Raw genomic sequence first — 25,339 nt, forward strand, 5'->3', positions numbered from 1 at the left:
TTCTATCCTATTAAAATATTCTTCGATAAATTTAATTTTAAACTTGATGATTTGTCAAGAGAAAAAGAAAAAAAACTACCATTCATTACATGGTAGTTTGCTAAAAATTCTAAGGAGTGTACAGGATTTGAACCTGCGCGCCAAGGAAAACTTGGTTCGCCGGATTTCGAGTCCGGTGCATTACCACTCTGCCAACACTCCATAACGTTATCATTATAACTCATTATTATAGATAATCAAAAACAAACTAGAATTTTATATAATTTCAAAATTTATTGTGCTAAACTATCCCTAAAGCATCATATCGGTACTCTATTTTTAGATATAGTTGATAGAAAAGAGAACAATTATGTGTACATCTATTATATTTAGTCCAAGGGATCACTACTTTGGCCGCAACCTTGACCTTGAAGTTACTTTTGGACAACAAGTTGTTATTACTCCACGCGACTACGTATTCAAGTTTCGTGACATGCCTAAAATCGATCATCACTATGCAATGGTTGGTATTGCATTAAATGCAGATAGTTACCCATTATACTTTGATGCAGCTAACGAAAAAGGCTTAGGAATGGTCGGTCTTAACTATCCAGATAACGCCATTTACTACGACGTAAAAGAAGGCAAAGACAATATTGCTTCATTCGAATTTATTCCTTGGATCTTAGGCCAAGCAGCTACTGTTGCAGAAGCTAAGAAATTATTATCTACCATCAACATTACCAAGAAGAACTTCAGTGACAAGATGCAAGCATCCCCACTTCACTGGATCATTGCAGATAAAACTGGTGTTTCTATTGTTGTTGAAACTGATGCAGACGGTATGCACGTTTACGATAATCCTGTTGGCTGCTTAACTAACAACCCACAATTCCCTAAGCAATTGTTCAACTTAAACAACTACGCAGATGTTTCTGCCGCAATGCCAAAGAACAACTTCTCAGATCAAGTTAAAATGGACGGCTACAGCCGCGGCTTAGGTTCACGCAATTTGCCAGGTGGTATGGATTCAGAATCTCGTTTTGTCAGAGTAGCCTTCAACAAGTTTAACGCCCCTACTTCCGATTCTGAAGAAGAAAACGTGGACACTTACTTCCATATTCTGCATTCAGTAGAACAACAAAAAGGCCTGGATCAAGTCGGCCCAGATGCTTTTGAGTACACTATTTACTCTGATGGTATCAATTTGGATAAAGGTATCTTCTACTACACTACTTACACTAATAAGCAAATCAACGTAGTTGATATGAATAAAGAAGATTTAGACAGCAGTGATTTAATTACTTACGATATGCTCACTAAAGGTAAATTTAATCATCAAAACTAAAAATTGCGCAAATAATGTTAATTTTGTTTAAAGATTAGCATTATTTTTTCTTTTGCGGTTAAAATAGATTTTACAAATAAGTTATTGGGGATATTGTGCATCATTGAATAATTATTTAGTGTTGCTCCTTGCAGCAACTGTTTTATTGTTACTCATTTTTAATATCAAGACCTCACGTCGTTTTAATCTATTTGACCACTGGCTACACCATCAATTAGTTAAAAAACGCAGTGGTTACAAATGGCAAGTAATTGCCTTTATTAACGATCCCAAATTGATGGTCGTTTGGGACGTGCTCTTAGCTGGCCTTTTGTTAAATGAAGAGCGCAATTTAACTGCACTTTGGGTATTGGGTACCTTAGGTTTTGCGGATATTTCCGGCATCATTTTAAAGAGATTGATCCGGCGCAAGCGTCCTATTCTCCACTCAGACATGGAAGAAGGCTACAGCTTTCCTAGTGGGCACGTTTTAGGAGCAACGACCATGGGGCTAATTCTATTGCAGCTTTTTGCTAAAGATTTAGGACTCGCCTTCATCATCACAGTTATTGCTGTTTGGATAATGGTAATCATTTCTCGCTTGAGTTTAAAAGCCCATTACCCATCAGACATAATTGGTGCAACTAGTTTGGCAATCGTTTGCTTTAGCATTTCACAACAATTATTTTTAGCACTCTAAACAAAAACGAGTATGTTTCTTGGAACATACTCGTTTTATTTTAATTTATCTTTTATTCGTGAAAACCAACCATAATGCCGCCCTCTTCAGCATAAAAACTGCAAAGGCCGCGCATTGGACGAATCGTAACTTGAGCATCAGGATATTCAGCCAAGATCTTATCTTTGATAATCTCGGCATCTTTTTCATTTTCGCAGTGGTCAATAATCACTTCACCGCCATGATAATTGTCGTCCTTCATGTATTTAAGCAATTCACGCATTGCTTTTTTCATACCCCTAGCCTTAGTTAATGGTTCAAGCTTACCTTCCTTGCTTGCCGTACCGATCAAGTTAATTTTCAAAAGACTGGCAACCTTGACTGCGACTGGTGAGACACGCCCATTCAGAGACAAATTATGTAGTGATTGCAGAATAAAGAGCAAATGCGTACGCATTCTGAATTTGGCAATTACTTCTTCGAGATCAACAAAGCGGATATCGCCTTGAATCATTTTCTCAATACCGTGCAAAACAATAGTTAATTCAGGGCCCGCACTTCTTGAGTCAACTACAATAATTTGACTGGTGGGATGCTTTTCCTCATACATTGTTTTTGCTTGAAGTGCTGAGGAAAAAGTACCACTCATACCACTAGTCATCGTGATGATGATAGCTTTTTCGGTACCTTCTAGTGCATTAAGCCAAGCTTGAATGCTAGGACAAGTAGTCTTACCGGCAACTTGATTTTGATTCATATCATTCAAAAATTCTCTGATATTCAAATTTTGATCGTCAATATAATCCTTACCGCCGAAAGAAATAGTCAAAGGTACTACTTCCACGTTGTGGTCAGGATTGCTTTTCATATTGCTACTAGAATCAATAATTAATTTAATATTCTCCATAATCAAATTCCTTATTTATCATAAACAATTATTTTAATACATGTATTATAGCGCGTTGATATAGTAATTTATTATTGCCTTTATTAATTTTTAAAATGTAAACCGCTTTCATATGTTTACATGATCACAAAGTTAGGCTAAAATTTGAATTGTAAGCGGGACAAAAATTGTTCCGTATGGCATGCAAAATTTTTGTTACATGCCATAATTTTTGAGGAGGTTTATAATGCTCAAATCAGTTATTGAAAATGTACACGCACTCGAAATTTTTGACTCACGTGGTAACCCAACTGTTGAAGTTCACGTTACCCTTTCAAACGGTGTCGTAGGTAAGGCTGAAGTTCCATCAGGTGCTTCAACTGGTGAAAACGAAGCCGTTGAATTACGTGACGGTGGTTCACGTCTTGGTGGTAAGGGCGTTTCAAAGGCTGTTAACAATGTTAACACTGAAATCAACGACGCTTTAAAGGGTATGGACCCATTTAACCAACCTAAGATTGACCAAACTATGATCGACTTAGACGGTACTCCAAACAAGGGTCGTCTTGGTGCTAACGCTATCTTAGGTGTATCAATGGCTACTGCTGTTGCTGCAGCTAAGGCTAGTCAACAACCTCTTTACCGTTACCTTGGCGGTATTGATCTTGAAATGCCACAAACTTTCCACAACGTTATCAACGGTGGTGAACATGCTGACAACGGTATCGACATCCAAGAATTCATGATCACTCCAATTGCTAAGACTTCATTCCGTGATGGTTTCGAAAAGATCGTTAACGTATACCATACTTTGAAGAAAGTTCTTGAAGACATGGGTTACGAAACTGGCTTGGGTGACGAAGGTGGTTTCGCACCTAACATGAAGAACTCAGAAGAAGCTTTGAAGGCTTTACACGAATCAATCGTTAAGGCTGGTTACAAGCCAGGCGAAGATATCGGTATTGCATGTGACTGTGCTGCTTCATACTTCTACAACAAAGAAGACGGCAAGTACCACCTTGAAGGCAAGGTTCTTGACGATGAAGAATTAGCTGCATACTACGACAAGCTTTTGGAAGAATTCCCAGAATTAATGTCAATGGAAGACCCATACGACGAAAACGATGTTGACGGTATGGTTAAGTTCACTCAATCACACAAGGACCGTATCCAAATCGTTCTTGACGACTTCATTTGTACTAACCCAGCACTTTTGAAGAAAGCCATCAAGGAAGGTGCCGGCAACGCTTCATTAATCAAGTTGAACCAAATCGGTACTGTTACTGAAACTCTTGAAACTATCCGTATGTCACGTAAGAACGGCTACAACACTATGATTTCTCACCGTTCAGGTGAAACTGGTGACACCTTCATCGCTGACTTGGCTGTTGCTATCAACGGTGGTCAACTTAAGACTGGTGCTCCAGCTCGTTCAGAACGTGTTGAAAAGTACAACCGTTTGCTTGAAATCGAAGAAGAACTTGGCAAGGGCGAACGTCTTGCATTCTTCCCAGATGATGTTGACCACGATTAATTTCGATTAACCGAGTACAATTTCAACAAAAAGCATGTAGATTAATTTCTACATGCTTTTTTGTTTTATCTTTAATTATTATTTTTCAGTATATATCTTGCTAAAATTTTTATTTAGCTCCTTATCTTTTACTACTTTAACTATTACTGGATTAGCATTTTTAGATTGATCTAATAAAATAACTGGTTTATTCTTCATCAAGCAGAATAAATAGGTATTATGCCATGACTTAAAGTCCTCATTAGCAATGGCTACAATATTATATTGATAATTATTTTTTCCTAGTGGACTATAGCCAATCTTGATAACCTTTTTATTAAGTAAAAATCTATTCTTCTTAAGAACGTCAGGATAAGTGGGGCCATTTTTAGTTTTCAAAACACGTTTACCATCATAAAAACGATAATTTTGTCCCATTGCCTTACCCCATTGATTAACAGCTTTTTGCAATTTTTGCGTCTTTGCGGTATCCCACTTATTTACAATTTTCTTCTTAGGAGCCTTGGTCTTTTTCTTAGTGACTTTCTTTGTGTTTTTCTTTTTAACTACTTTTTTCTTTTTCGGCACAGTTTTCTTACTTGAAGATTGTGCCTTTTTTACCTTAGTTTGAGAACTTTCCTTTTTCTCACTGCCGATTGTAACTGCATCTTTTCCAAAATGCACTTGACTACAGCCCGTCAGCGTTGTCATAAAAAATAGTGTAGATATTCCTACTAAAACTTTCTTATTCATAGTTTCCTCATTTTTATCATATAACTACGAATATTATATGATAAAAGGCTTACAAATAGCTAATTTAATCAAAAAATAAGGGCTAACTAATGTCAGTCCTTTATTTTTATTAATAAATAGTTACTTGATATCTCTTAGAACGATCTTCTTTTTCAGGTTCCACTGCACTTTTTCCTACAGCCACGATTACTGTAGTTTGAAAAGCGGGATCAATTCCTAATTCTTGTTGCAGATCGTTAAAATCATTAAGTCTTGCTGCACCGCCCATAATATAAACTGAGCCTAAATCCAGATCAGTTGCTTCAAGCATAATATTCTCTGCAGCAACTGATGCATCCCGTTCACCAAATTCACTATCTTTTTTAGTATTGATCAAAAATAAAACTGGTGCATTATAACAAGAATTATTAGTTACCTCTTCTATCTTATTGCGTAGGCCTTCGTCTTTAACTACAACTAAGTTCATCACATTTGCTTGGTGCATGCCACAAGGTGTGGTTTGAAAAGCGGCAATCACTTCTTGAATCTTCTCATCAGAAATTGCTTCATTAGAATATTTACGGACTGCTCTTCTATTTTCACAAATTGAATTTACCATATATAATCCTCCTAAGCTTCCTTACATTCCTATTTTATCATTAGGTGAATTGTTGACAACGCTTTCAAAAATATTTATGATTATCTTAAAAAGTATATATTTTTACTAAGGAGATTTTTGATCATGAATTTAGCCGCAATTGATATAGGTGGTACAACAATTAAGATAGCAACTTGGAAAGATGGCAAATTACAAAATAAACATGCCGTAGATACTCCCAAAGATTTAGACACTTTTTATTCTGTTTTAACTGATGAAGTAAACAAAATAAAAGAAGATACTGATATTAAAGGTGTCGCAATCTCTGCACCCGGTGCTGTAAACCAAAAAACGGGCATTATCGGTGGTACTAGTGCACTTCCATACATTCACAACTTTAAAATTGTTGACGAATTAGAAAAACGCTTTGAATTACCTGTTTCCATGGAAAACGATGCTAACTCTGCTGCTTTAGGCGAATTAGCAGAAGGGGCAGGTAAAGGCTCCGATAGTATGGCCTTCTTCGTAATTGGCACAGGTATAGGTGGCGCCATTATTATTAACCAAAAAGTTTGGCATGGTGCTCACCTATTTGGTGGTGAATTTGGCTACATGGGGTTTGATACAGAATCCGTCAGTGACCTCGCTTCCCCAGTAGCAATGGCCAACCGCTACAATGAAAGAACTGGCAAAAAACTTGATGGTAAAACCGTCTTTGCCTTAGCAGATGAAGATGATCCAGTAGCTAGCGATGAACGTCAAACTTTAATTCATTCCCTAGCTCTGGCAATTTACAACGTTCAACAAAGTTTTGACCCTAAAAAAATTGTAATCGGTGGTGGAATTTCCAATAATCCAGAATTAATTCCATTGCTGAATCGTGAAATCGATCATATTCAAACTCAAATTAATCCATCAAGCATTAAACCTGAGATCGTTCTCTGCAGTTTAAAGAGTGATGCAAACTTACGCGGTGCGGTAGCAAATTTTGAGCAAACACATTAATAGCTAAACGCTAATTGCTATTTAACCCTTCTAAAAGGCCCAATGTAATGGGCTTTTTATTTTGCAATTATAAAAAGTATAGATTTTTAATTAAAAACTATTTATTTTTATATGCATTATGCTATACTTATTCATGTAAAGAATTGAAAGCACTTACAGAGGGAAGAGAGGATCTAGATGACTGAAAAGCGCAAATTGCCATCCACATTCTTTTGGGGCAACTCAGTTTCAAGTATGCAAACTGAAGGTGCATGGAATGAAGATGGTAAAGGTCTTTCAGTTTATGATGTTCGACCCGCTACTGACAATACCAGTGACTGGCATGTAGCAATCGATGAATATCATAGATATGATGAAGACCTCGACTTACTGAAGGACATGAACATGAACATGTACCGTATTCAAATTTCATGGTCTCGTGTCTGTCCCGATGGAGATGGCGACTTCAACCAAAAGGGTATCGACTTCTATGATCGATTAGTTAATGCAATGCTTAAGCGCGGCATCCAACCAATGATCTGTCTTTACCACTTTGATATGCCGCTTAATTTAGCCAAAAAGTACAATGGCTTTATGTCACGGCATGTAGTTGACGCCTTTGTCCGTTTTGGTAAAAAGATAATCGATCATTTTAGTGATCGAGTGAAATATTGGATTGTTTTCAACGAACATAACCTATATTTCCAAGATGAAGTTTTTAATATCTCAGGTTACGAATCTGGAGATAAGAGTTTGGATGATATGTACACTATCTTCCATCACACGATGATGTGTCATATTCAATTGGCAAATTACATCCACGAGAATTACTCAGATGTAAAAATCGGTGGAATGCTTGCTTACCAACAAATTTATCCAGCAACGAGCAAGCCTGAAGATGTCTGGGCAGCAAAACAAGTACAAGAGTTTTTAAACTTTAATATTTACGATGCTGACACCGGCCGTGGCTATTCACCAGAAGTAATGCAATATGCCAAAAATCATGGCATTGAAATGGACATTACAGATGAAGACAAAGAAATAATGAAGAAAGCTAAAGCCGACTTCTTGGCATTTTCTTACTATTCATCCTGGGTTTTATCTAGCGATAAAATTCCTGATGGTGAAGCTCCTAACCGTTACCTTAACGAAGGTGGAGTTGAATCCAAATATGTTAAGACCAACGATTGGGGTTGGGCAATTGACCCACTAGGATTTAGGAATGCAATTACTACAATGTATAACTACTACCGCATTCCTATTTTCCCTATTGAAAATGGTATCGGCCTCAAGGAAACTTGGGACGGCGAGCATATGATCGAAGATGATGAGCGTATCACTTATCACCGCGACCATATCAAAGCTATGAAAGATGCTATTTTCGATGACGGCGCCAAGGTGCTTGGTTATCTCGGCTGGGGATTGATTGATATTCCAAGTTCTCATGCTGATATGGAAAAACGCTACGGTGCTGTTTACGTCAACAGATCAAACCACGATTTAAAAGATTTAAAACGTGTGCCTAAGAAATCATTCTATTGGTTTCAAAAGGTACTTAAAGATAATGGAGATGAATTATAATGACTGATCAAAAACAATCTGGGTTCAGTAATTTTGTGAACAGCAAAATTCTGCCACCTATTATGAAATTTGTTAATACTAAAGCTATTGTTGCTTTACAGAATGGTATGATTTATACTTTGCCATTCATTATTGTTGGTTCTATTTTCTTAATTTTATCCAACATCCCTATTCCAGCAGTGGCTAATGCAATTAATGCTTCTGGTTGGGGGGCAATTTTCAATCAAGCTTACACCACAACTTTTAACATTATGGCACTTTGGGGCTCAATTGGTATTGCTTATATTTATGTCAAAAATGAAGGCTATGAACCATTAGCTGGTGGGCTTACTGCATGTGCTTCCTTCTTAATGCTCCAAACTTTAGCAATCGACAGCCCATTAAAAGCCGCTTTAACTTCCGGTATCAATAACGGTCAAATGAGCGGCAAGGTAGTTGCTGAAAATATTGATAAGTTACCTCATGCTTTACAAACATTCTTGGAAGCTCCTGTAACTGGTGTTATCAACATCACTTGGCTTGGTGGTGACGGTATGATCGCTGCCATTATCGTAGGTTTGATTGTTGGTTGGGCTTACTCAGCAATGATGAAAGCTGGTTGGACTATTAAGCTTCCTAAGCAAGTTCCACCTGCAGTATCTAACCAATTTACTGCTATGATTCCAGCTGGTGTAATCTTAACTGTTACTATGCTTATCTTCGGTGCATTTAATAACTTTGCACACACTGACTTCTTACAATGGGTATACAAAACCATTCAATCACCATTACAAGGTGTATCAGATTCATTTGGTGGTGCAGTTGTTATCGCTTTCTTAGTACCATTCTTCTGGTTCTTCGGTGTTCACGGTGGTTTGATTGTTGGTTCCATTGCTGGTTCACTTCTTCAAGCAAACTCATTTGACAACGCTCAATTATACAGAGCCGGCAAATTAACTATTGCCAACGGTGCTCACGTTGTTACTAACGAATTCTACAACAACTTTATTAACTTAACTGGTTCTGGTATTACTATCGGTTTAGTTATCTTCATCTTAATTGCTGCTAAATCAGCACAAATGAAGTCATTAGGTAAATTGGAATTAGTACCTGGTATCTTCAACATTAACGAACCATTCCTCTTCGGTATGCCTATCGTTATGAACCCATTCCTTGCAATTCCATTCTTCTTAACTCCAATTGTCGTAGCTATCTCTACTTACTGCGTAATCAGATTTGGTATTGTTCCACCATTAAATGGTATGGCTGCACCTTGGACTACGCCAGCTGTTATTTCCGGATTCCTAATCGGAGGTTGGAAGATGGCCATTTGGCAAGCATGTACTCTAGTAATTTCTACTTTGATCTATTGGCCATTTGCTAAGAAGTATGACAATATCTTACTTAAACGTGAACAAGCAAACGAAACTAAATAATAAAAGAGGCATTTAAAATTGAATAATGAAGAAAAAATTGTAAATGAATTTGATCGTGACGGTCATCATTATAAAATTGGCGTCAAAGCCGATGGCCAAGTATCTGTATACTTAGATGATGAAACCAAAGCTCATCATGGATATCACTTCCCTGGTGTTATTCAAATCCCTAAAGGAATTGAAATCGATGGTCAAATGGTTTTACGACTCCCTATTGACTGTGATGATGCAATTGATCAAGGTATTAAAGATTTGAAATAATTCATAAAAAGAGACGTTGTTAAGCTATAAAAATAGTAAAATAATGTCTCTTTTTTACTAAAGTATAGACTTTTGCTATACAATAAAGATGTAAATCTAATATAGAAATCAGATGAAAAAACATGGCAAAGGCAAAATATCTAGAAGTAGCAAATGAATTAAGAAAAAGAATTAAACAAGGCATCTACAATAAGCAAGAGCCTCTTCCCGATCAAGAGACATTTGCTCAAGAATTTAATGTCAGTCGCTTAACTGTCAAAAAAGCATTTGATGGTCTTGAACGACAGGGTCTGGTTTATAAACAATCCGGACTTGGCACCTTCGTTACTGGAGAAATTCCAATTAAGGAAAAAATTGATGCCCCAGCTAACGCATTCATTGGTTTAAGAAATCAAATGGGTAAAGATGCCATTAAGAGTCAAATTATTCATTTCTTCGTAGAATTTCCTGATGAACAAATGCAAAAGAATCTTGAAATCCAAAAAACAGAACCGATTTATAATATTCTGCGGTTAAGACTTTATAATGATAAACCACTTATCCTTGAGCATACTTACATGCCGGTTAAATTAATTCCTGATCTTGATGAAAACATTTTGCATAAATCAATTTATGACTACATTCATAAGAATCTTAATTTAAAATTTGGACACGCCTATCGTAAGATTCGCGCTAATAAAGCAGACAAATATGATCAAAAATATTTAAATGCTAAAAAAGATGATCCTATTCTCGAATTGGAACAGATTATTTGGCTTACTAATGGTCAACCTATCGAATATTCTGTCAGCAAGAATCGTTATGATACACGTGATTACGTACTATTAGATAATAATCGTTTTTAGAGGTAATATATGTCATTTACAAAAGAATTTACTTGGGGCGGCGCTACTGCTGCTAACCAATATGAAGGCGGATATGATGAAGGCGGCAAAGGCTTAAATGCCGTTGACGTTTTAACTAATGGTTCAGCAACTGAACCACGTAAAGTAACTTGGAAAAAGCCTAATGGCGAAACAGGTGTCACACCTCTAGTTTGGGGTAAGGACTTCAGCTTACCTGAAGAAGCTGTTCCTGCTTTGCTTGATGGTTACTACTACCCAAGTCACCAAGGTACAGACTTTTACCACCATTACAAGGAAGATATTAAATATATGGCAGACATGGGCTTTGATGTTTTCCGTTTATCAATGAACTGGTCCAGAATTTTACCAAATGGCGATGATGAAAAGCCTAATGAAGAAGGATTAGCATTTTACGACAAGGTATTCGATGAATGTGCCAAGTATGGTATTGAACCATTAGTTACTTTATCTCACTACGAAACTCCTCTCTCTTTAATCACTCGCTTTGGTGGCTGGAAAGATCGTCGTTTAATCGATGCTTTTGTTCATTATTCAAATATTGTAATGAATCATTACAAAGGCAAAGTTAGATACTGGCTTACTTTTAACGAAATTAACGCGATGGATATGGCTCCATACATGGGCGGTGGCCTAATTGATGGTAGTGAACAAAATCGGGCTCAAGGTGCCCACAATCAATTTGTAGCAAGTGCTAAAGTAGTTAAGTTGGCTCACGAAATCGATCCAAATAATCGCGTTGGCCAAATGTTAGCCTACTCTGCTTACTACCCATACACTTGTGATCCTAAGGATCAAATTAAAGTTATGGAAGTAAAGCAAGATATGCTTTTCTATAGTGATGTTCAAACTGGTGGTCACTATCCAGAATATCGTTTAAAGAAGTATGAACGCGATGGAATTAAGCTGGATGATACTCCAGAGGATTACGAATTGATCGCTAAGTACCCTGCTGACTTCTTAAGTTTCTCCTGCTACACTTCAAATGTTTTAACTACTCATGAAGCAGAAGCTAAAGCATCTGGTAATGTTAGCGCAGGTGGCGTTAAGAACCCTTACCTTGAAAGTAATGCCTGGGGTTGGGCAACTGACCCAGATGTTTTAAGAATTGCTCTTAATGATCTCTGGGACCGTTACCACAAGCCTCTCTGGGTAGTTGAAAATGGTTTAGGCTCCGCCGACACTTTAGAAAAAGACAGCAAGGTCCATGATGATTACCGTATTAATTACTTGCGTAGTCAAATCAAATCTATGAGGGATGCCGTTACAATTGATGGCGTTGACTTAATGGGCTACACTACTTGGTCGGCAATTGATTTAGTATCTAACGGTACCGGTGAAATGAAGAAACGTTATGGCTTCGTCTATGTCGATCGTGATGATCGTGGCAATGGATCACTTAAGCGTTACCCTAAGGATTCATTCTACTGGTACAAGAAAGTCATCTCATCAAACGGTGAAGATTTAGACTAATTTAATCCTAAAATAGAGCCTAACTTATGAAAAAGCTAGACTCTATTTTTTTAAATAAATATAATTAAGATATAAGTAATATAGAAATAGAGAGAAGAGAAAAATTGATAACTATTACAAGACAATTCAACTTTAAAGCTAAAGATTTCTTTGATTATTTAGAAGAACAACTAATCCCTGCTATTAAAAAAGCTAGAGGCAATGATATGCCCGTTGTTTTAAGCAAGGGTACTAAGTACGAAATGGACGGTGCTAAGGTTGAAATTACCGATTATGAGCGTAACAAGGTCTATGGTGCTCACTTCAAGACTAGCCGTCTTGAGCTCCAGATTAAGTATGTAACTGAAGATAATGCCGAAGGCGTAAAGATTACCTTCAGTGAAGATATGCTCAGCTTTGACCGTGAAAAGCATGGTAAGTTACAGACCTTGTTCTATAACTGGCAGCTTAAGATGGGCGCTAGAAAAGAATTAAAACGTATGGGTGACAACGTTTATGCCAATATGGCTGCTTAGAATCACCCTCTCAGCATGAAAAAGACCGTAGTTCGTTTGAATTACGGTCTTTTTTATGGATCAATGCTGGTATTGGTTAAATTGAGTATCAATGCTAATTAAGTAAATAATACGTTTCTGCTTCATGCATATTACTCTTCCGTTCTTATTCAATTTAAATACCCAATAATACTCGTCAACATCTTTTCGTCTACTGCTCTTTTCAAATTTGTTGCCAATTATGAATTACTACTTAAAGTTAACTAAATTAATATGAACTGAATTTTTAATTAATCAAAAAACGTTGCCAGATTAGACAACGTTTTTTATCGTTCAAAGTTAACAAAGTTTTATTTTAATTTATTAATTCTTAGCAGTATCTGCTTGTTCTTGCTTAAGCAATACATTGTCGTAGTGCTTAATGAATGGGAACCAGATCAAGAATGCAACGATCGCACAAACTACTGAAAGAACGGCACCTTGCCAACTAGCAGTTGCGATGAAACCACTCAAACCAACTGGAGTTGGCCATGGTTGTTGTACGATGATCTTAGGTACTAAATGAGTTGTTACAGCAACATAACCAATAATACCTGAAGCAAGCGGAGCACAAATAAATGGAATCAATAAGTTAATGTTATAAACGATTGGTAAACCGAAAAGAATTGGTTCGTTAATGTTAAAGATAGCTGGGACTAATTCAACCTTACCAATTTCTTTTAATTGGACTGAACGTGAACCAAAGGCAAGCCAGATAGCCATACCTAAAGTGGCGCCAGAACCACCAATAATTACGAATGAGTTCATTGGGTCACCAGCGAAGAAGTGTGAAGCACCATTTACGTTAGCAGCCATGTTAGCCAAAACAATTGGCGTATAGAAAGCACTCATAATTGTGGCACCGTGAATACCAAACCACCATAAGAAGTGGATCAAGAAGATAATGATGAGGAATCCCCACCAAGTATCAGCGATATTACTAATGAATGAGAATGGAATGTAAAGAACCTTGAAGATATCAGTTCCTAAAGTTACTAAAATCAATTCAATAACTGCAACAGTTAAAGCAATACAGAAACCTGGAATCAAAGCACTGAATGAGTTAGATACACCAGCTGGAACAGATGCAGGCATCTTAATTCTCCAGTTATGCTTAACCGTGTAACGGTAGATTTGAACTGTTAACCAAGCAACTACCAAACCGGTAAAGATACCAACTGAGGCAATTCTAGTAATACCACCAGTTGAAGCCTCATAACCACCAGCAACCATCTTAGCCTTAGTAAGAATAGTAACAAATTGAATTGAACCATTCTTCCAAACAAGTTCTGGCACAGTAATGAAAAAGGCCATTAAGAACATTAATAAACCATTCATTGGTACCAAATCAAGTTTTTCTTCTTGACGGTAAATATTTGTATATGAATATGCAAAAGTACCGGCAAAGATCAATGCCAAAATACCCATAGTAGCATTGTAAACAACTTGGAATAAGTTGGTAAAACGACCTAAAGTATTTGCATAAAATTCAGCAAATCCAGGAATTGGAAATGCTTGTGGCAATACAGTTAAAATTAAGAATATTGCTCCGATAATAGAAAATGAAATAACGCTATAGCCAGCGTCCATGATAGCTCTAACAAAGCGTGATGAGGCAAATTTCCCGGCTTTTGCCGCAATCTTATCTTTGAAAGAAGCTGAATTAGAATCAGCCATATTCTTTTCCCCCTCAATATTTCTGAAACATTCATCAAATCTGAACAACTTTATTATATCGAAAGCGATTTCTTATGTAAACGCTTTTTCTTTACATACGGTATACCGTTGAAATCAAAAGTCGTTACTTTTCCCATTATCATGGGCTTTTGGGCAAAATAAAAAAACTTATAGTTATTTATAAGTTTCTTCATATAATCTATTGTTGATGCTTCTTGAAAACTTCAATTACACGGTAATAACGATCCTTATCGTTCAAAATTTGATGAATTCTGAATTCGCATAAAGCCGCTAAAACAATTCCGATTAACAGGAAAGCAACCATGAAATACAAAATATCATTGTTAATTACAAATGGAAAAATCATCTTTTTAAGTGGAGTAAACAAACCGATTGCCAGCAATGCATTAACTACCATCTGGACGTATAAATATATTCTAGTAATTGGAATGTCACGCTTACGATTGTGCATCTTAGATAACTGCTCAAAACTAGCTACAGCAGAATAAACTCCCACAATTAGCGCAGCAAAAATTCCAAATCGTGAACCATAATATGCACTAATAATAAACCACATCAGATTGCAAAATAAAAAGATAGTTACTATATATCTAATCATCAAATACCGACTAAAATACATGTATTTGATACTTTCACGGTGCTTAGTCTTCGCAACCTCTGCTTTTTCTCTTTCGACTTCTTTTTGATTCATATTTCTTCTCTCAATCTAAACTTAATTATTTTCATTTTAGCATTTTTGCGTAAAAAAATAGATCCCACTTTTTCGTGAGATCTATTTTTATAGCGATTACTTATATTATTTCTTAAGAGAGCCAGACTCATATAGCTTTTCATAAAGATCTACCATTTCTCCAGCTAAGTCCCTAAAGGTAATAGCGTTCATCAAGTGGTCTTGTGAGTGTACCACTAATAAAGTGACATGCATATGGTCACCTTGTGCCTCTTTGGTAAGCATATTGGTTTGTGAATTGTGAGCTTCAAGAAGTGACTTGTCACTTTCCTTAAGCTTTTCACGTGCGCCTTCAATATCGCCTTTTTTAGCAAGACGAATTGCTTCAAAGGCTAAACTTTTTGCGTTACCACCATTAGCAATAAGGCCCATAGCAGCCATTAATGTTTCTTGTTCCTTTTGCTCTGGAGTTTGCTTTTCTTCTGCCATAAATCTGTCTCTCCTTTAATTAGTTAATTAACCCTTAATCATTTTTTCGGCTTGAGCCAAAACGTTCTTACCGTTCATCATGCCGTAGTCTTGCATGTTGATAACATCCAAAGGAATGTCCTTACCGTCTTTACCCTTGCCTTTAACTTTGTTTTCGAAGTCACCCTTCATGTAACTTACTTGAGGCCCAAGAAGAACACAGTCAATTTCCTTTTGTGCAATCTTGTCATCAGCTTCTGAAGCTGGGCAAGCAAAGATTTCTGCATCAATGCCTTGTTCCTTAGCAGCTTCTTGCATCTTAGTTACCAAAAGTGAAGTACTCATACCTGCACTACAATTTAACATAATAGTTTGTTCAGCCATAATATAAAATCCTCCTGATCATTACGTTTTATATTTAAATTTCTTTTATTGATCTACGCCAATTATTATAAAACGCTTTCATTGTTTTGTAAACAAAAATATATACTTTTGTTTTCCCATCACTAAATATTATGCATCACTTGTATGCCTTTTCAAATACATACAAGCTACATGTAAAGCATACCACTTTACTTATGAAATTGCTTACAATTTTTGTATAAAAATTAGCAACCGCTTACACAATTATAAAGAAAACTGGTAAAATAGCAATGAAACATTTCCCTTTACAATAGAGAGGAGGCTTACCCTTGAGTCGTTATCAAGAAATAGCCAATGATATAGAAAAAGATATTATTGAAAAGAAGTATGTTAGACAGTTGCCTGAGCAATTTGATTTGGCTAAGAAATATCATACTAGCCGAGTAACTATTGTTCATGCTCTTAAAATTTTGCAAAGCAAAAAATTAATCAAAGCTGTCAAGGGACACGGTACCTTCATTACTAGCAAGTCGATTCCTGATATTTTTCTTAACTCTGGTGTCAACGAACATACCGGCTTCACCAGACATGTCAATAGCGCCTTTCTATTAACTAGCAATGTAATTTCGTTTAATATTCGACGGCCGAGCGCTGAAGAATGCAAAGCTTTATGTCTAGACAAAAATGATGAGGTTTATGACATTATTAGACAACGTATCTTAAATGGAAAACCAGCTAGGTTGGAATATACCGTCATGCCGATTAAGCGCATCCCCGGAATTACAATGGATATTCTGCACAAATCAGTTTACTCCTATATTCAAAATGAGCTGGGGCTTAAAATTGGCAAGGACGATCGGATCATTACCGCAGAAAAATCTGATGCCTACGATATGAAATATCTTGACTGTGCCATCGACGATCCCGTCTTATGTATTCAACAAAAAGCGTTTTTAGAAGACGGCCGTCCCTTTGAATTATCAGAATCGCGCAATCGCTATGATCGAGGCGCCTTAACAGTCAACGGTGACTAAATTCAACTTGATTTTAAAAATACACTGTGTCAGAATGACTATTGTAAACGTTTCCAGTTACATACAGAAAGAGAGGAATAATTAATGTATTCAGCAAAAATGCCAAAAAACTTTTTATGGGGTGGTGCTGTAGCTGCTCACCAACTTGAAGGTGCTTGGAAAGAAGGCGGCAAAGGAGTTTCCGTTGCCGATGTTATGACAGTCGGTTCCGCTACTAAGCCACGTGAAATTACTGATGGTGTTCTTCCAGGTAAGAACTATCCTAACCACTCAGCAATTGATTTCTACCACCACTACAAGGAAGACATCAAGTTAATGGCAGAAATGGGCTTTAAGGCTTTCAGAACTTCTATTGCCTGGACTAGAATTTTCCCTAACGGTGATGAAAAAGAACCTAATGAAGAAGGTTTAAAATTTTATGACGATTTATTTGATACCTGTCATGAATACGGCATTGAACCTGTAATTACCCTCTCCCACTTTGAAATGCCATTCAATTTGGCTAAGAACTATGGTGGTTTTACCAACCGTAAAGTAATTGACTTCTTCGTACATTTCGCAGAAGTTTGCTTCAAGCGTTACAAGAACAAGGTTAAGTACTGGATGACTTTCAATGAAATTGATAACCAATCAGCATTTAACAATGACTTCTTAATGGCTACTAATTCTGGTATTCTTTTCAAAGATGACATGACTGACAGGGATAAAGAAGCTGCAATGTATCAAGCTGGTCACTATGAATTAGTTACTTCTGCATTAGCAGTTAAGATTGGTCACAAGATCAACCCTAACTTCCAAATTGGTTGTATGATCAACTACTCACCTGTTCGTCCACTTACTCCATCAAGTGATGATGTATTATTAGCTGACAAGTGGGGGCAACGCCGTGATTGGTTCTCAGACGTTCATGTTTTTGGCGAATATCCAAATGCTGTTGAAGCTTATATCGAAAGAAATGGCTACCGTCCTGACATCACTGATGAAGATAGAATTGTCTTAAAGGAAGGTACAGTTGATTATGTTGGCTTTAGTTACTACCAAACTACTACTGTTTCAAGCGAAAAAGTTAAGCCTGATGATTTAACTGATTTAGCTAAAGCTGTAGCTAAGAACCCTACTTTGAAGCGTAGTGACTGGGGCTGGGAAATCGATCCAGAAGGTTTGAGAATTGCCTTAAACCAATTGCAAGATCGTTACCACAAGCCATTGTTCATCGTTGAAAATGGTCTTGGTGCTTACGACAAGGTTGAAGACGGCAAGGTTCACGATGACTACAGAATCGACTACTTGAGAAACCATATTTCAGAAATGGAAAAGGCTGTTGAACTCGACGGTGTTGACTTAATGGGTTACCTTCCATGGGGCTGCATCGACTTGGTTTCTGCTGGTACTGGTCAAATGGACAAGCGTTACGGCTTTATCTACGTTGACAAGAATGATGCCGGTGAAGGTACTTTGGCTCGTTCACGTAAGGATTCATTCTTCTGGTACAAGAAGGTCATCAAATCAAACGGTAAAGATTTAGATTAAAATAATTATCTTAATTACTAAAAAAAGAGTTAGGTGAAATTCATCTAACTCTTTTCATTTGGCCTTTTTAACTTATTATGGCAAATCATTACCGGCTGCTAAATACAAATCGTACCATTCTTGCTTAGTTAATTGAATGTCGCTACCAGCCGCTGAATCCGCAATATGCTGAGGATTCATTGAACCAACCAAGATTTGAATCTGTCCAGGACAACGCAAAATCCAACTGGCTGCAATTGCATTTTTACCTACTTGATAATGTTCGGCTAACTTTTCTAATTTTTCATTTAATTGCGGAAACTTCGAATTATTGATAAAGGTTCCTTCAAACATACCATATTGGAATGGTGACCAGCACTGCAATGTTATTTTGTGCCGCAATAAGTAATTCCACGTTTGGCCATCATGATCTACTGACTTTTCATCGGTCATGTTGGTATGAACAATACTATCAAGCATCCCCGTATGCATCAAGCCAAACTGCAATTGGTCAAACATAATTGGCTGAGTCACTGCTGTTTTAAGCAATTCAATTTCACTAGCATTAAAGTTAGAAACACCAAAGAAGCGCACCTTCCCTTGTGCCTGCAATGTATCAAAAGCCTCCGCTACCTCCTCTGGATCCATCAAAATATCGGGCCGGTGCAGAACCAAGCTATCTAAGTAGTCAACCTGCATTCTGTCTAGGATGCCATCTACAGCAGTCAAAATATATTTTTCAGAAAAATCATATCGCTTGCCTGGTACAATCCCTGTTTTAGATTGGACGAAGAGCTTATCTCGGCCAATCTTTGTTTCTTTTAGTGCCTGCCCAAAAACTGTTTCTGACTTTCCACCGCCATATATATCGGCTGAATCGATAAAGTTAATTCCTTCTTCATAAGCTGCACTAATTGCATCCGCCGCTTCTGTTACGCTTTTTTGATCCATCCGCATAATGCCTAAAGCCATAGCCGGAATGGAAAGCGTAGATGGTCCCATTTTAATTTGTTTCATAGTTATTGCCTTTCTGTGTATATCAATACTCTTATTATAAGATTAATGTAAGCGGTTTTACAAATATCTTAAATTAAAATACTTCTTGTTAATTAGACATGCTAAAATGAATGTAATTAGTTAGAAAGGTTCAAAAAATGAAACAAATATATTTTAATCATGATGGTAACATTGACGATTTAGTATCTTACCTGCTTCTTTTGCAAGCTCCTGATATCAAATTGTTAGGTGTCGGTGCAATCGATGCCGACGGTTTTATCGATCCCTCTGTTGCAGCATGCCGTAAGATGACTGATCTTTTTAATCTGCGCGGAGATAAATTAGCAGTTGCCCGTTCAAATTCAAGAGCTGTCAACCAATTCCCACACGACTGGCGCATGGCTACATATTCCTTTAATTATTTACCTATCTTAAACGAAAAGGGTTCGATCGATACTCCACAAGCTGAATTACCTGCTCACCTTGATATGGTTGAAAAACTTAAGCATGCAAAAGAACCAGTCACATTAATTATGACCGGTCCTTTAACTGACTTAGCACGTGCTCTTGATGTTGACCTAGATATTGAAAAACATATCAAAAAACTTTACTGGATGGGCGGCTCTCTTGATGATCATGGTAACGTAGCCATGGTTAACGCAGATGGCAGTCAGGAATGGAATTCATTCTGGGATCCATACGCTGTTAAACGCGTTTTTGATTCCAATATTTCAATTCAAATGGTGGGCCTTGAAAGTACTGAAGAGATCCCATTAAATGATGAATTGCGGCAACACTGGGCAAGTTTGCGCAAATATCCAGCTATGGATTTAGTTGGCCAAGGCTACAGCCTAATTATCTCAATCCCTTCTGCTGAACTTTACCTTTGGGATGTACTTACTACAGTTAGTGCATTGTATCCAGAAGTTGTTAAAACTGAAAAAGCTAAGGCTACAGTTATTACTGATGGAATGAGTGCTGGTAGCTTTAGACGTGATCCTAACGGTCGTGAAGTTGACATCGTTACTAAAGCAAACAAGGAATTATTCTTCCAAAAGATGGATGAAATTCTTGAGAGAACTAAGTAATAACATTACCATGAACAATAAAAGCATCCCGGAATTGGGATGCTTTTTAATTAAATTGCCTTAATAAACTTTTTATATAAAATCACGGCAATCCACGCCGAAATAAATGAAGGTAAAACGACAACCACTAGCAAATTCGGATCTAGGAAATTACCTACTCTAATGAAGTGAGTAATCGTACTGATATGCTTAATATTGCTGAAAATTGCCTGATAAACTGTCACATAAATCAGCGACCATTGAATATAATATTCAACCAAAGTCAAAGTCGTCGTCGAAAACTTGAAAACATGAGCGGCCACTCGCATTCCCCAATAGATAAACATCCCGGAAAGTACCACAAATGCCGCCAGCAACAAGAAGAGATTCCCTAAATTCACATGATCCTTATCCTGCATCATGAAATATGCAATTACAAAAAAGAGCAAAAAGTTAACTGTACTAAAGAAAATTTGAGCAAGAAATAAAATTGCCGCCTTCAAAAATTCAAATTTATGCTCCGAACGAAAAAGGGCAATAATCAAGATGATAATTGCTCCAATAACAAAGTATGTTGTAACGTGCATTAATCTTCCTCTACTTTTTTGCTTGCTTTAGAGCATCCGTAACTGCTTCTTTAACTCCATTTGAAGTAAAAGTTGCACCACTTACCGCATCGATATCTGCAGATTGCTTAGTCAGAATTTCATTTTCAAGCTGCTTTTCTGCTTTTTGACCATATTGTGGCGTTTCAGTAGATAAATCTAAATCAGCTGCCACGATTTTTTGATCCTTAACAGTTAACTTCACTTTAACAAAGCCTGCCATGCCTCTTGCTTCAGCATCATATATTCCATCTTTTAACATAAAAATTCCCCTTTTAAAATAAAAAAACGCCCTCATACATATTGTACAATACATACAAGAGTAATTTTTTCAAAAAATGTAAAGATATAAGTATACCATTAACTATCAATAACTGATATACTTATGTGCGGGTTATAATTTCTATAAGTCCTTATTATAATCCATCATTACAGGTAGTTGAATCCCCTTCTACCTGTTTTTGTTATAGTATAAAATAACAAATGTCGTTAAATAGCTAAAAAAGTTTTTTATTACACTATCTCTCAATAGTTACGTTAAAATTGTAGAGGGGATTATAGTTTTTTCATTTGAAGAGGTAAAACATGTATCCAGATAATAATATTCTTACATATTTAAAATGGCGTGGAGACATTGACTTTAGTACATCGCCTTTCAATGATATTGATGCACTTGTTTTATCTATTTTTTCTTATCTTGAATTGCATGATATTGTTAGTGGCGATGCTAAAACAATTACTGTAGATGAAGCAGCTAAGCTCTATTTTGCAGATGATCACCCACGTAATGATAATTTGCAATATCAAGAACTATTTAAATTAATGGCACGAGCCGAGCGTTTTAAAAAGGCGCAATTATCTTATTTTACTAGCACGTTAACTAAACATACTCAATTTAGTGCCATTAAAATCGAATTAACTGATGGAACTAATTTCGTCGCCTTTCGTGGTACAGATGATTCACTTATCGGTTGGAAAGAAGACTTTGAAATTAGTTTCAGAATTACTGTTGCACAAAAGCAAGCAGTTAAATTACTCGAACGTATTTTAAAAGCGGACAATCAAGATTATTATCTTTGTGGTCACTCAAAAGGTGGCAATTTAGCCGAATATGCTGCAATTAATATTGAGCCCAAACTTCGTAAACGAATTAAGCGGATCTACACTTTTGATTCTCCTGGTATCGCTGAAGAAGTAGGTGCACAGCTTCCATTAAAATATCTACAAAACACGTTAAGAAGATTTGTGCCAGAGTTTAGCGTTATCGGCCGCTTATTTGAACCTGAAGGAATCCATCCAACTATTGTGAATAGTACGCGCAATAATTTGAGTCAACATGATACTTTCAGTTGGCAAATCATTGGTTCGAGCTTTGATACTAAAAGGCATAGAAATCCGCAATCAAAAGTTTACAATCAACTAATCAACCAATGGATTGGAAACGCAACGCTTGAAGAACGCGAATCTCTAACCAATGATTTATTTGCTGCACTAGGCGCAAGTGGCGCTACCAAGATCAACGAATTAGATAAAAATGGTTTCGGTGGTTTTGGGGCTATTCTGCTGTCATTCACAAATTCTTCTCGTAGAACTCGCTTCGTTTTTGGCTCCTTGTTTTCATCAATTTGGCAAACAATCAAAAGTCGCCATCTAACTAAAGTACTGTTTTCGACTGATACAATCGTTGGTTGGATCCTGGTAGTGCTGGGTATCATCAGTTTAACCATGCCTCAATATGCATTACGTGCTTTTGGTGTTCTAGTAGCATTTGCTGGAATTGGCTTTAGTGTCCATCAAATTTTAGATACGGCAAATTCTAGTTTAAAAGAGAAGCAGAAACAGTTCTTTATTATTTCATACTTAGTTGTTTTTGCTCTATCAACGGCTTTAATTTCTAATAATCGTTTGTTAATCTTCTTAGCTCACTATTTCTTGGGAATATTTTTAATTATTTATTCTTATGTCAGACTGCGGCAACTAATTCTTCATAGAATATCAGGCGTATTCCGGATCACAGTCGTGGCTACGGAAGCAGTTATCGCCTTTGCCTTAGGAATTATCGTCATCATTAATCCACGAGCATTCGATCGCAAATCTATCCTGATAATGGGAATTTTATTAATTATCTACGGTTTCTTCAAACTTATTGGAGAATTATTTGATCAGCGGCCCAAGATGCCAAAAAATCACAGATGAAAAAGGCAAGATGGATTTTTCCATCTTGCTTTTTCGTTAATCAAAAACAGTTTGCCAATTGGGATCTTTGGATGCCTCATAACACATCTTTATTTGTTCAGGCGTATTTCGACCAAGTGATAACTTAGGCAGATTATTTAATGAAAAGTAACGACAATCTGTAGTTTCAATATTCTTTTCGAATTCGCCACCTATTACCTTGCACAAATAAAAAGCTTTTATAATTCCAGTAGCTCGAATTGGCTTATTATGTTTATTTCGATCTTGTAAAGCGATCAATTTAATTGGTTTGACATCTCTACCTGATTCTTCTTTTGCTTCCTTAATACAGTTTTCTTCTGTAGAAAGATTGGCTTCACACCAACCACCCGGAAGTGACCAATCGTCAGATAGTTTCTCATGAACTAATAAAATCTGATCATCTTTAAAAATTGCAGCTCTTGTCTCTATTTTTGGAGTCTGATAACCTTCATCACCGCAAAATAAAGTTTTCACCTTTTCAATTGGTATCTCTGTTTTAACAGTCATCATTTCAGCCGCAATTTGGCGAATCTGTTCATATCGTTCACGATCAAAGACATCATGACCATATTTCAAACCATTTTGAGCAATGCTCTGTAATTCAATTGCCCAATCAGTAAATTGATCTCCTGTTTTCATCTTTAGCCTCTATCTTTTAATAAAAGTGTTAGATTTAATATGTTTTAAAATGCTATAACCTACGCTTTTAATTTGATTTTTACTACCATATGACTGATTTAAAAACATCACAATTCCATTTTTATTGTCTGTAGTAAGTTGCATCCAATTAGTAAAATGAGTATCTCCAAAATTACCATAAGCTAATTTCAGTTTACCACCATCTTTTAAATAAAAACCGCCAGAGTATGTATTAACTTTGGATTTTAAATGACTTAAATAATTGAATTTCTTCTCAGTTAAAACTTTGCCATTATGCAATCCTCGTTGAATCTTATAATAATCACCAGCGGTAGAGAATAAGTTTCCCGCACCTGTAAGTTGAGACACTACATATCTATTAGCATAAGAAGCGCTTTGATAGTTTTTACCATGACGATAAAGATATGAAATAGCATCTGTCTTTGAACGAGGAATATTTTGATAAATATATGTATGTTTTAAATGAAGTGGTTTAATAATTCTGCTTTTTACGTTTGCTGCATAAGATTTGCCTGTTACCTTGCGAATGATACCTGCAAGCAAAACATAATTGGCATTATTATAATTAAAAGCTCCCCGCTTGGTGTGAGATGCAGCATTGGCCTTAGCAACAGTCCAATTAATTGCGCCCTTTTCAGAGAAATTAATACCATGACTAGACTCGGTACCAATCACATTAATTCCTGAAGTATGGGTCATTAATTGACCTACTGTAATATGCTTAGCCTGATTTAATCTTGGATACCACCGTGAGATTTTAGTATTTTGTGAAAACTTTTTTTGATAAATTAACTGCGTAATAATTGCCGCTGTTACAAATTTTTGCAATGAGCCAACAGGATATAATAATTTCTTATTACCATTTTTAATTTTACGTCTGTAGTAGCCATAACCAACATTAGCAGTTTGACGATGTCCATCCTTAACAATTTCAATCGTGCCGCGTAAATGATGCTTATTCATTGTTTTAACAGCATATTTACGTAATTGACTATTAGAATATGTCTTGGCATTAACTGTTGCGCTATTACCTAAAAAAATAAATGAAGATAAAAATGAAATGGCTAACATTATCTTTTTTGACTTCAATCTAAAAAATCCCCCTCTGCCATTTAATCCTGACATATTCTACCACAAAATTAAAAGGCTCTATGATAAATCCTGTTGATAGATTTCTATGATATTCTATCAATGGGATTTTTTGGTAGAAAAAAAGAGGCATAAGCCT

The 25,339-nt window shown here is 36.5% G+C and carries 26 protein-coding genes and 1 tRNA gene; 14 read left to right on the forward strand and 13 right to left on the reverse strand.

The genetic code is table 11. From position 1 onward, the window contains the following. Positions 1-112: 112 nt before the first annotated feature. Positions 113-201: transfer RNA gene (locus tag JEM49_RS00685), tRNA-Ser, on the reverse strand. A gap of 148 nt (positions 202-349) precedes the next feature. Here JEM49_RS00685 and bsh point away from each other — a divergent pair. After that, positions 350-1,327 (forward strand): choloylglycine hydrolase, encoded by a 978-nt coding sequence (gene bsh / locus JEM49_RS00690; protein ID WP_087175835.1) that lies wholly within the window; start codon positions 350-352, stop codon positions 1,325-1,327. A gap of 103 nt (positions 1,328-1,430) precedes the next feature. Then, positions 1,431-2,006 carry a phosphatase PAP2 family protein gene (locus JEM49_RS00695; protein WP_013437709.1) on the forward strand — a complete coding sequence of 192 codons (576 nt, stop codon included), beginning with the start codon at positions 1,431-1,433 and terminating at the stop codon, positions 2,004-2,006. A 52-nt stretch (positions 2,007-2,058) separates the two neighbouring features. Here JEM49_RS00695 and JEM49_RS00700 read toward each other — a convergent pair whose 3' ends face one another. Beyond that, complete coding sequence (locus JEM49_RS00700) at positions 2,059-2,892, reverse strand: DegV family protein (protein WP_201873162.1); 834 nt, start codon at positions 2,890-2,892, stop codon at positions 2,059-2,061. Between the two features lie 226 nt (positions 2,893-3,118). On the opposite strand from JEM49_RS00700, the gene eno reads away from it, so the two are divergent. Then, on the forward strand, positions 3,119-4,405 hold the full coding sequence (gene eno, locus JEM49_RS00705) for a phosphopyruvate hydratase (protein ID WP_098045964.1): 1,287 nt from the start codon (positions 3,119-3,121) through the stop codon (positions 4,403-4,405). Between the two features lie 78 nt (positions 4,406-4,483). On the opposite strand, the gene JEM49_RS00710 is transcribed toward eno, so the two are convergent. Further along, positions 4,484-5,137 carry a DUF4767 domain-containing protein gene (locus tag JEM49_RS00710; RefSeq protein WP_239442187.1) on the reverse strand — a complete coding sequence of 218 codons (654 nt, stop codon included), beginning with the start codon at positions 5,135-5,137 and terminating at the stop codon, positions 4,484-4,486. Positions 5,138-5,246: 109 nt separating this feature from the next. Next, positions 5,247-5,735, reverse strand: coding sequence for a nitroreductase family protein (locus tag JEM49_RS00715; protein ID WP_201873165.1), 489 nt, complete (start codon positions 5,733-5,735; stop codon positions 5,247-5,249). A gap of 123 nt (positions 5,736-5,858) precedes the next feature. Here JEM49_RS00715 and JEM49_RS00720 point away from each other — a divergent pair, with 123 nt between their 5' ends. The 7 genes from JEM49_RS00720 to JEM49_RS00750 all read left to right on the forward strand — a co-directional run bounded on the left by JEM49_RS00720 (position 5,859) and on the right by JEM49_RS00750 (position 12,806). Beyond that, positions 5,859-6,719, forward strand: coding sequence for an ROK family protein (locus tag JEM49_RS00720; RefSeq protein ID WP_087175832.1), 861 nt, complete (start codon positions 5,859-5,861; stop codon positions 6,717-6,719). Between the two features lie 177 nt (positions 6,720-6,896). Beyond that, complete coding sequence (locus JEM49_RS00725) at positions 6,897-8,279, forward strand: glycoside hydrolase family 1 protein (RefSeq protein WP_201873167.1); 1,383 nt, start codon at positions 6,897-6,899, stop codon at positions 8,277-8,279. After that, positions 8,279-9,694: a PTS sugar transporter subunit IIC gene (locus JEM49_RS00730; RefSeq protein ID WP_201873170.1), complete on the forward strand. Its 1,416-nt coding sequence runs from the start codon at positions 8,279-8,281 to the stop codon at positions 9,692-9,694. Before JEM49_RS00725 ends, JEM49_RS00730 begins: the two co-directional genes overlap by 1 nt. 18 nt (positions 9,695-9,712) lie before the next feature. Continuing rightward, a complete protein-coding gene (locus tag JEM49_RS00735; RefSeq protein ID WP_013437702.1) occupies positions 9,713-9,955 on the forward strand; it encodes a hypothetical protein in 243 nt (80 codons plus the stop codon). A 122-nt stretch (positions 9,956-10,077) separates the two neighbouring features. After that, on the forward strand, positions 10,078-10,800 hold the full coding sequence (locus JEM49_RS00740) for a GntR family transcriptional regulator (protein ID WP_201873173.1): 723 nt from the start codon (positions 10,078-10,080) through the stop codon (positions 10,798-10,800). Between the two features lie 9 nt (positions 10,801-10,809). Further along, positions 10,810-12,291 (forward strand): family 1 glycosylhydrolase, encoded by a 1,482-nt coding sequence (locus JEM49_RS00745; protein ID WP_201873176.1) that lies wholly within the window; start codon positions 10,810-10,812, stop codon positions 12,289-12,291. A gap of 104 nt (positions 12,292-12,395) precedes the next feature. Next, entirely contained in the window at positions 12,396-12,806 is a 411-nt protein-coding gene (locus JEM49_RS00750) for a DUF3284 domain-containing protein (protein ID WP_025006145.1), read from the forward strand. 342 nt (positions 12,807-13,148) lie between these two features. Here JEM49_RS00750 and celB read toward each other — a convergent pair whose 3' ends face one another. The 4 genes from celB to JEM49_RS00770 all read right to left on the reverse strand — a co-directional run bounded on the left by celB (position 13,149) and on the right by JEM49_RS00770 (position 16,044). After that, positions 13,149-14,501 carry a PTS cellobiose transporter subunit IIC gene (gene celB / locus JEM49_RS00755; protein ID WP_087235609.1) on the reverse strand — a complete coding sequence of 451 codons (1,353 nt, stop codon included), beginning with the start codon at positions 14,499-14,501 and terminating at the stop codon, positions 13,149-13,151. Between the two features lie 199 nt (positions 14,502-14,700). Next, entirely contained in the window at positions 14,701-15,213 is a 513-nt protein-coding gene (locus tag JEM49_RS00760; protein WP_201873179.1) for a PTS cellobiose transporter subunit IIA, read from the reverse strand. A 105-nt stretch (positions 15,214-15,318) separates the two neighbouring features. After that, on the reverse strand, positions 15,319-15,681 hold the full coding sequence (locus JEM49_RS00765) for a PTS lactose/cellobiose transporter subunit IIA (protein ID WP_014918983.1): 363 nt from the start codon (positions 15,679-15,681) through the stop codon (positions 15,319-15,321). 27 nt (positions 15,682-15,708) lie between these two features. Next, positions 15,709-16,044: a PTS sugar transporter subunit IIB gene (locus JEM49_RS00770; protein ID WP_025006148.1), complete on the reverse strand. Its 336-nt coding sequence runs from the start codon at positions 16,042-16,044 to the stop codon at positions 15,709-15,711. 308 nt (positions 16,045-16,352) lie between these two features. Between JEM49_RS00770 and JEM49_RS00775 the strand changes: the two genes are divergently transcribed. Next, on the forward strand, positions 16,353-17,057 hold the full coding sequence (locus JEM49_RS00775) for a GntR family transcriptional regulator (protein WP_025006149.1): 705 nt from the start codon (positions 16,353-16,355) through the stop codon (positions 17,055-17,057). A gap of 84 nt (positions 17,058-17,141) precedes the next feature. Then, entirely contained in the window at positions 17,142-18,587 is a 1,446-nt protein-coding gene (locus JEM49_RS00780) for a 6-phospho-beta-glucosidase (RefSeq protein ID WP_201873182.1), read from the forward strand. 75 nt (positions 18,588-18,662) lie between these two features. Here JEM49_RS00780 and JEM49_RS00785 read toward each other — a convergent pair whose 3' ends face one another. Beyond that, a complete protein-coding gene (locus JEM49_RS00785) occupies positions 18,663-19,583 on the reverse strand; it encodes an aldo/keto reductase (RefSeq protein WP_201873185.1) in 921 nt (306 codons plus the stop codon). Between the two features lie 137 nt (positions 19,584-19,720). Here JEM49_RS00785 and JEM49_RS00790 point away from each other — a divergent pair, with 137 nt between their 5' ends. Next, entirely contained in the window at positions 19,721-20,650 is a 930-nt protein-coding gene (locus tag JEM49_RS00790; RefSeq protein WP_087235613.1) for a nucleoside hydrolase, read from the forward strand. Between the two features lie 50 nt (positions 20,651-20,700). On the opposite strand, the gene JEM49_RS00795 is transcribed toward JEM49_RS00790, so the two are convergent. Together JEM49_RS00795 and JEM49_RS00800 are read right to left on the reverse strand one after the other, a co-directional pair. Then, positions 20,701-21,216 (reverse strand): SA1002 family membrane protein, encoded by a 516-nt coding sequence (locus JEM49_RS00795; protein WP_087175821.1) that lies wholly within the window; start codon positions 21,214-21,216, stop codon positions 20,701-20,703. Positions 21,217-21,226: 10 nt separating this feature from the next. Next, complete coding sequence (locus tag JEM49_RS00800) at positions 21,227-21,496, reverse strand: FMN-binding protein (RefSeq protein WP_025006152.1); 270 nt, start codon at positions 21,494-21,496, stop codon at positions 21,227-21,229. Positions 21,497-21,819: 323 nt separating this feature from the next. Here JEM49_RS00800 and JEM49_RS00805 point away from each other — a divergent pair, with 323 nt between their 5' ends. Continuing rightward, complete coding sequence (locus JEM49_RS00805) at positions 21,820-23,430, forward strand: Mbeg1-like protein (RefSeq protein WP_201873188.1); 1,611 nt, start codon at positions 21,820-21,822, stop codon at positions 23,428-23,430. A 36-nt stretch (positions 23,431-23,466) separates the two neighbouring features. On the opposite strand, the gene JEM49_RS00810 is transcribed toward JEM49_RS00805, so the two are convergent. Both JEM49_RS00810 and JEM49_RS00815 read right to left on the reverse strand, forming a co-directional pair. Next, positions 23,467-24,090 carry an NUDIX hydrolase N-terminal domain-containing protein gene (locus tag JEM49_RS00810; RefSeq protein WP_025006154.1) on the reverse strand — a complete coding sequence of 208 codons (624 nt, stop codon included), beginning with the start codon at positions 24,088-24,090 and terminating at the stop codon, positions 23,467-23,469. A 9-nt stretch (positions 24,091-24,099) separates the two neighbouring features. After that, positions 24,100-25,200, reverse strand: coding sequence for a serine hydrolase domain-containing protein (locus tag JEM49_RS00815; protein WP_342211661.1), 1,101 nt, complete (start codon positions 25,198-25,200; stop codon positions 24,100-24,102). Between the last annotated feature and the right edge of the window lie 139 nt (positions 25,201-25,339).

The sequence above is a fragment of the Lactobacillus sp. A27 genome (assembly GCF_016742815.1).
In the GTDB taxonomy this organism is placed as follows: domain Bacteria; phylum Bacillota; class Bacilli; order Lactobacillales; family Lactobacillaceae; genus Lactobacillus; species Lactobacillus gallinarum.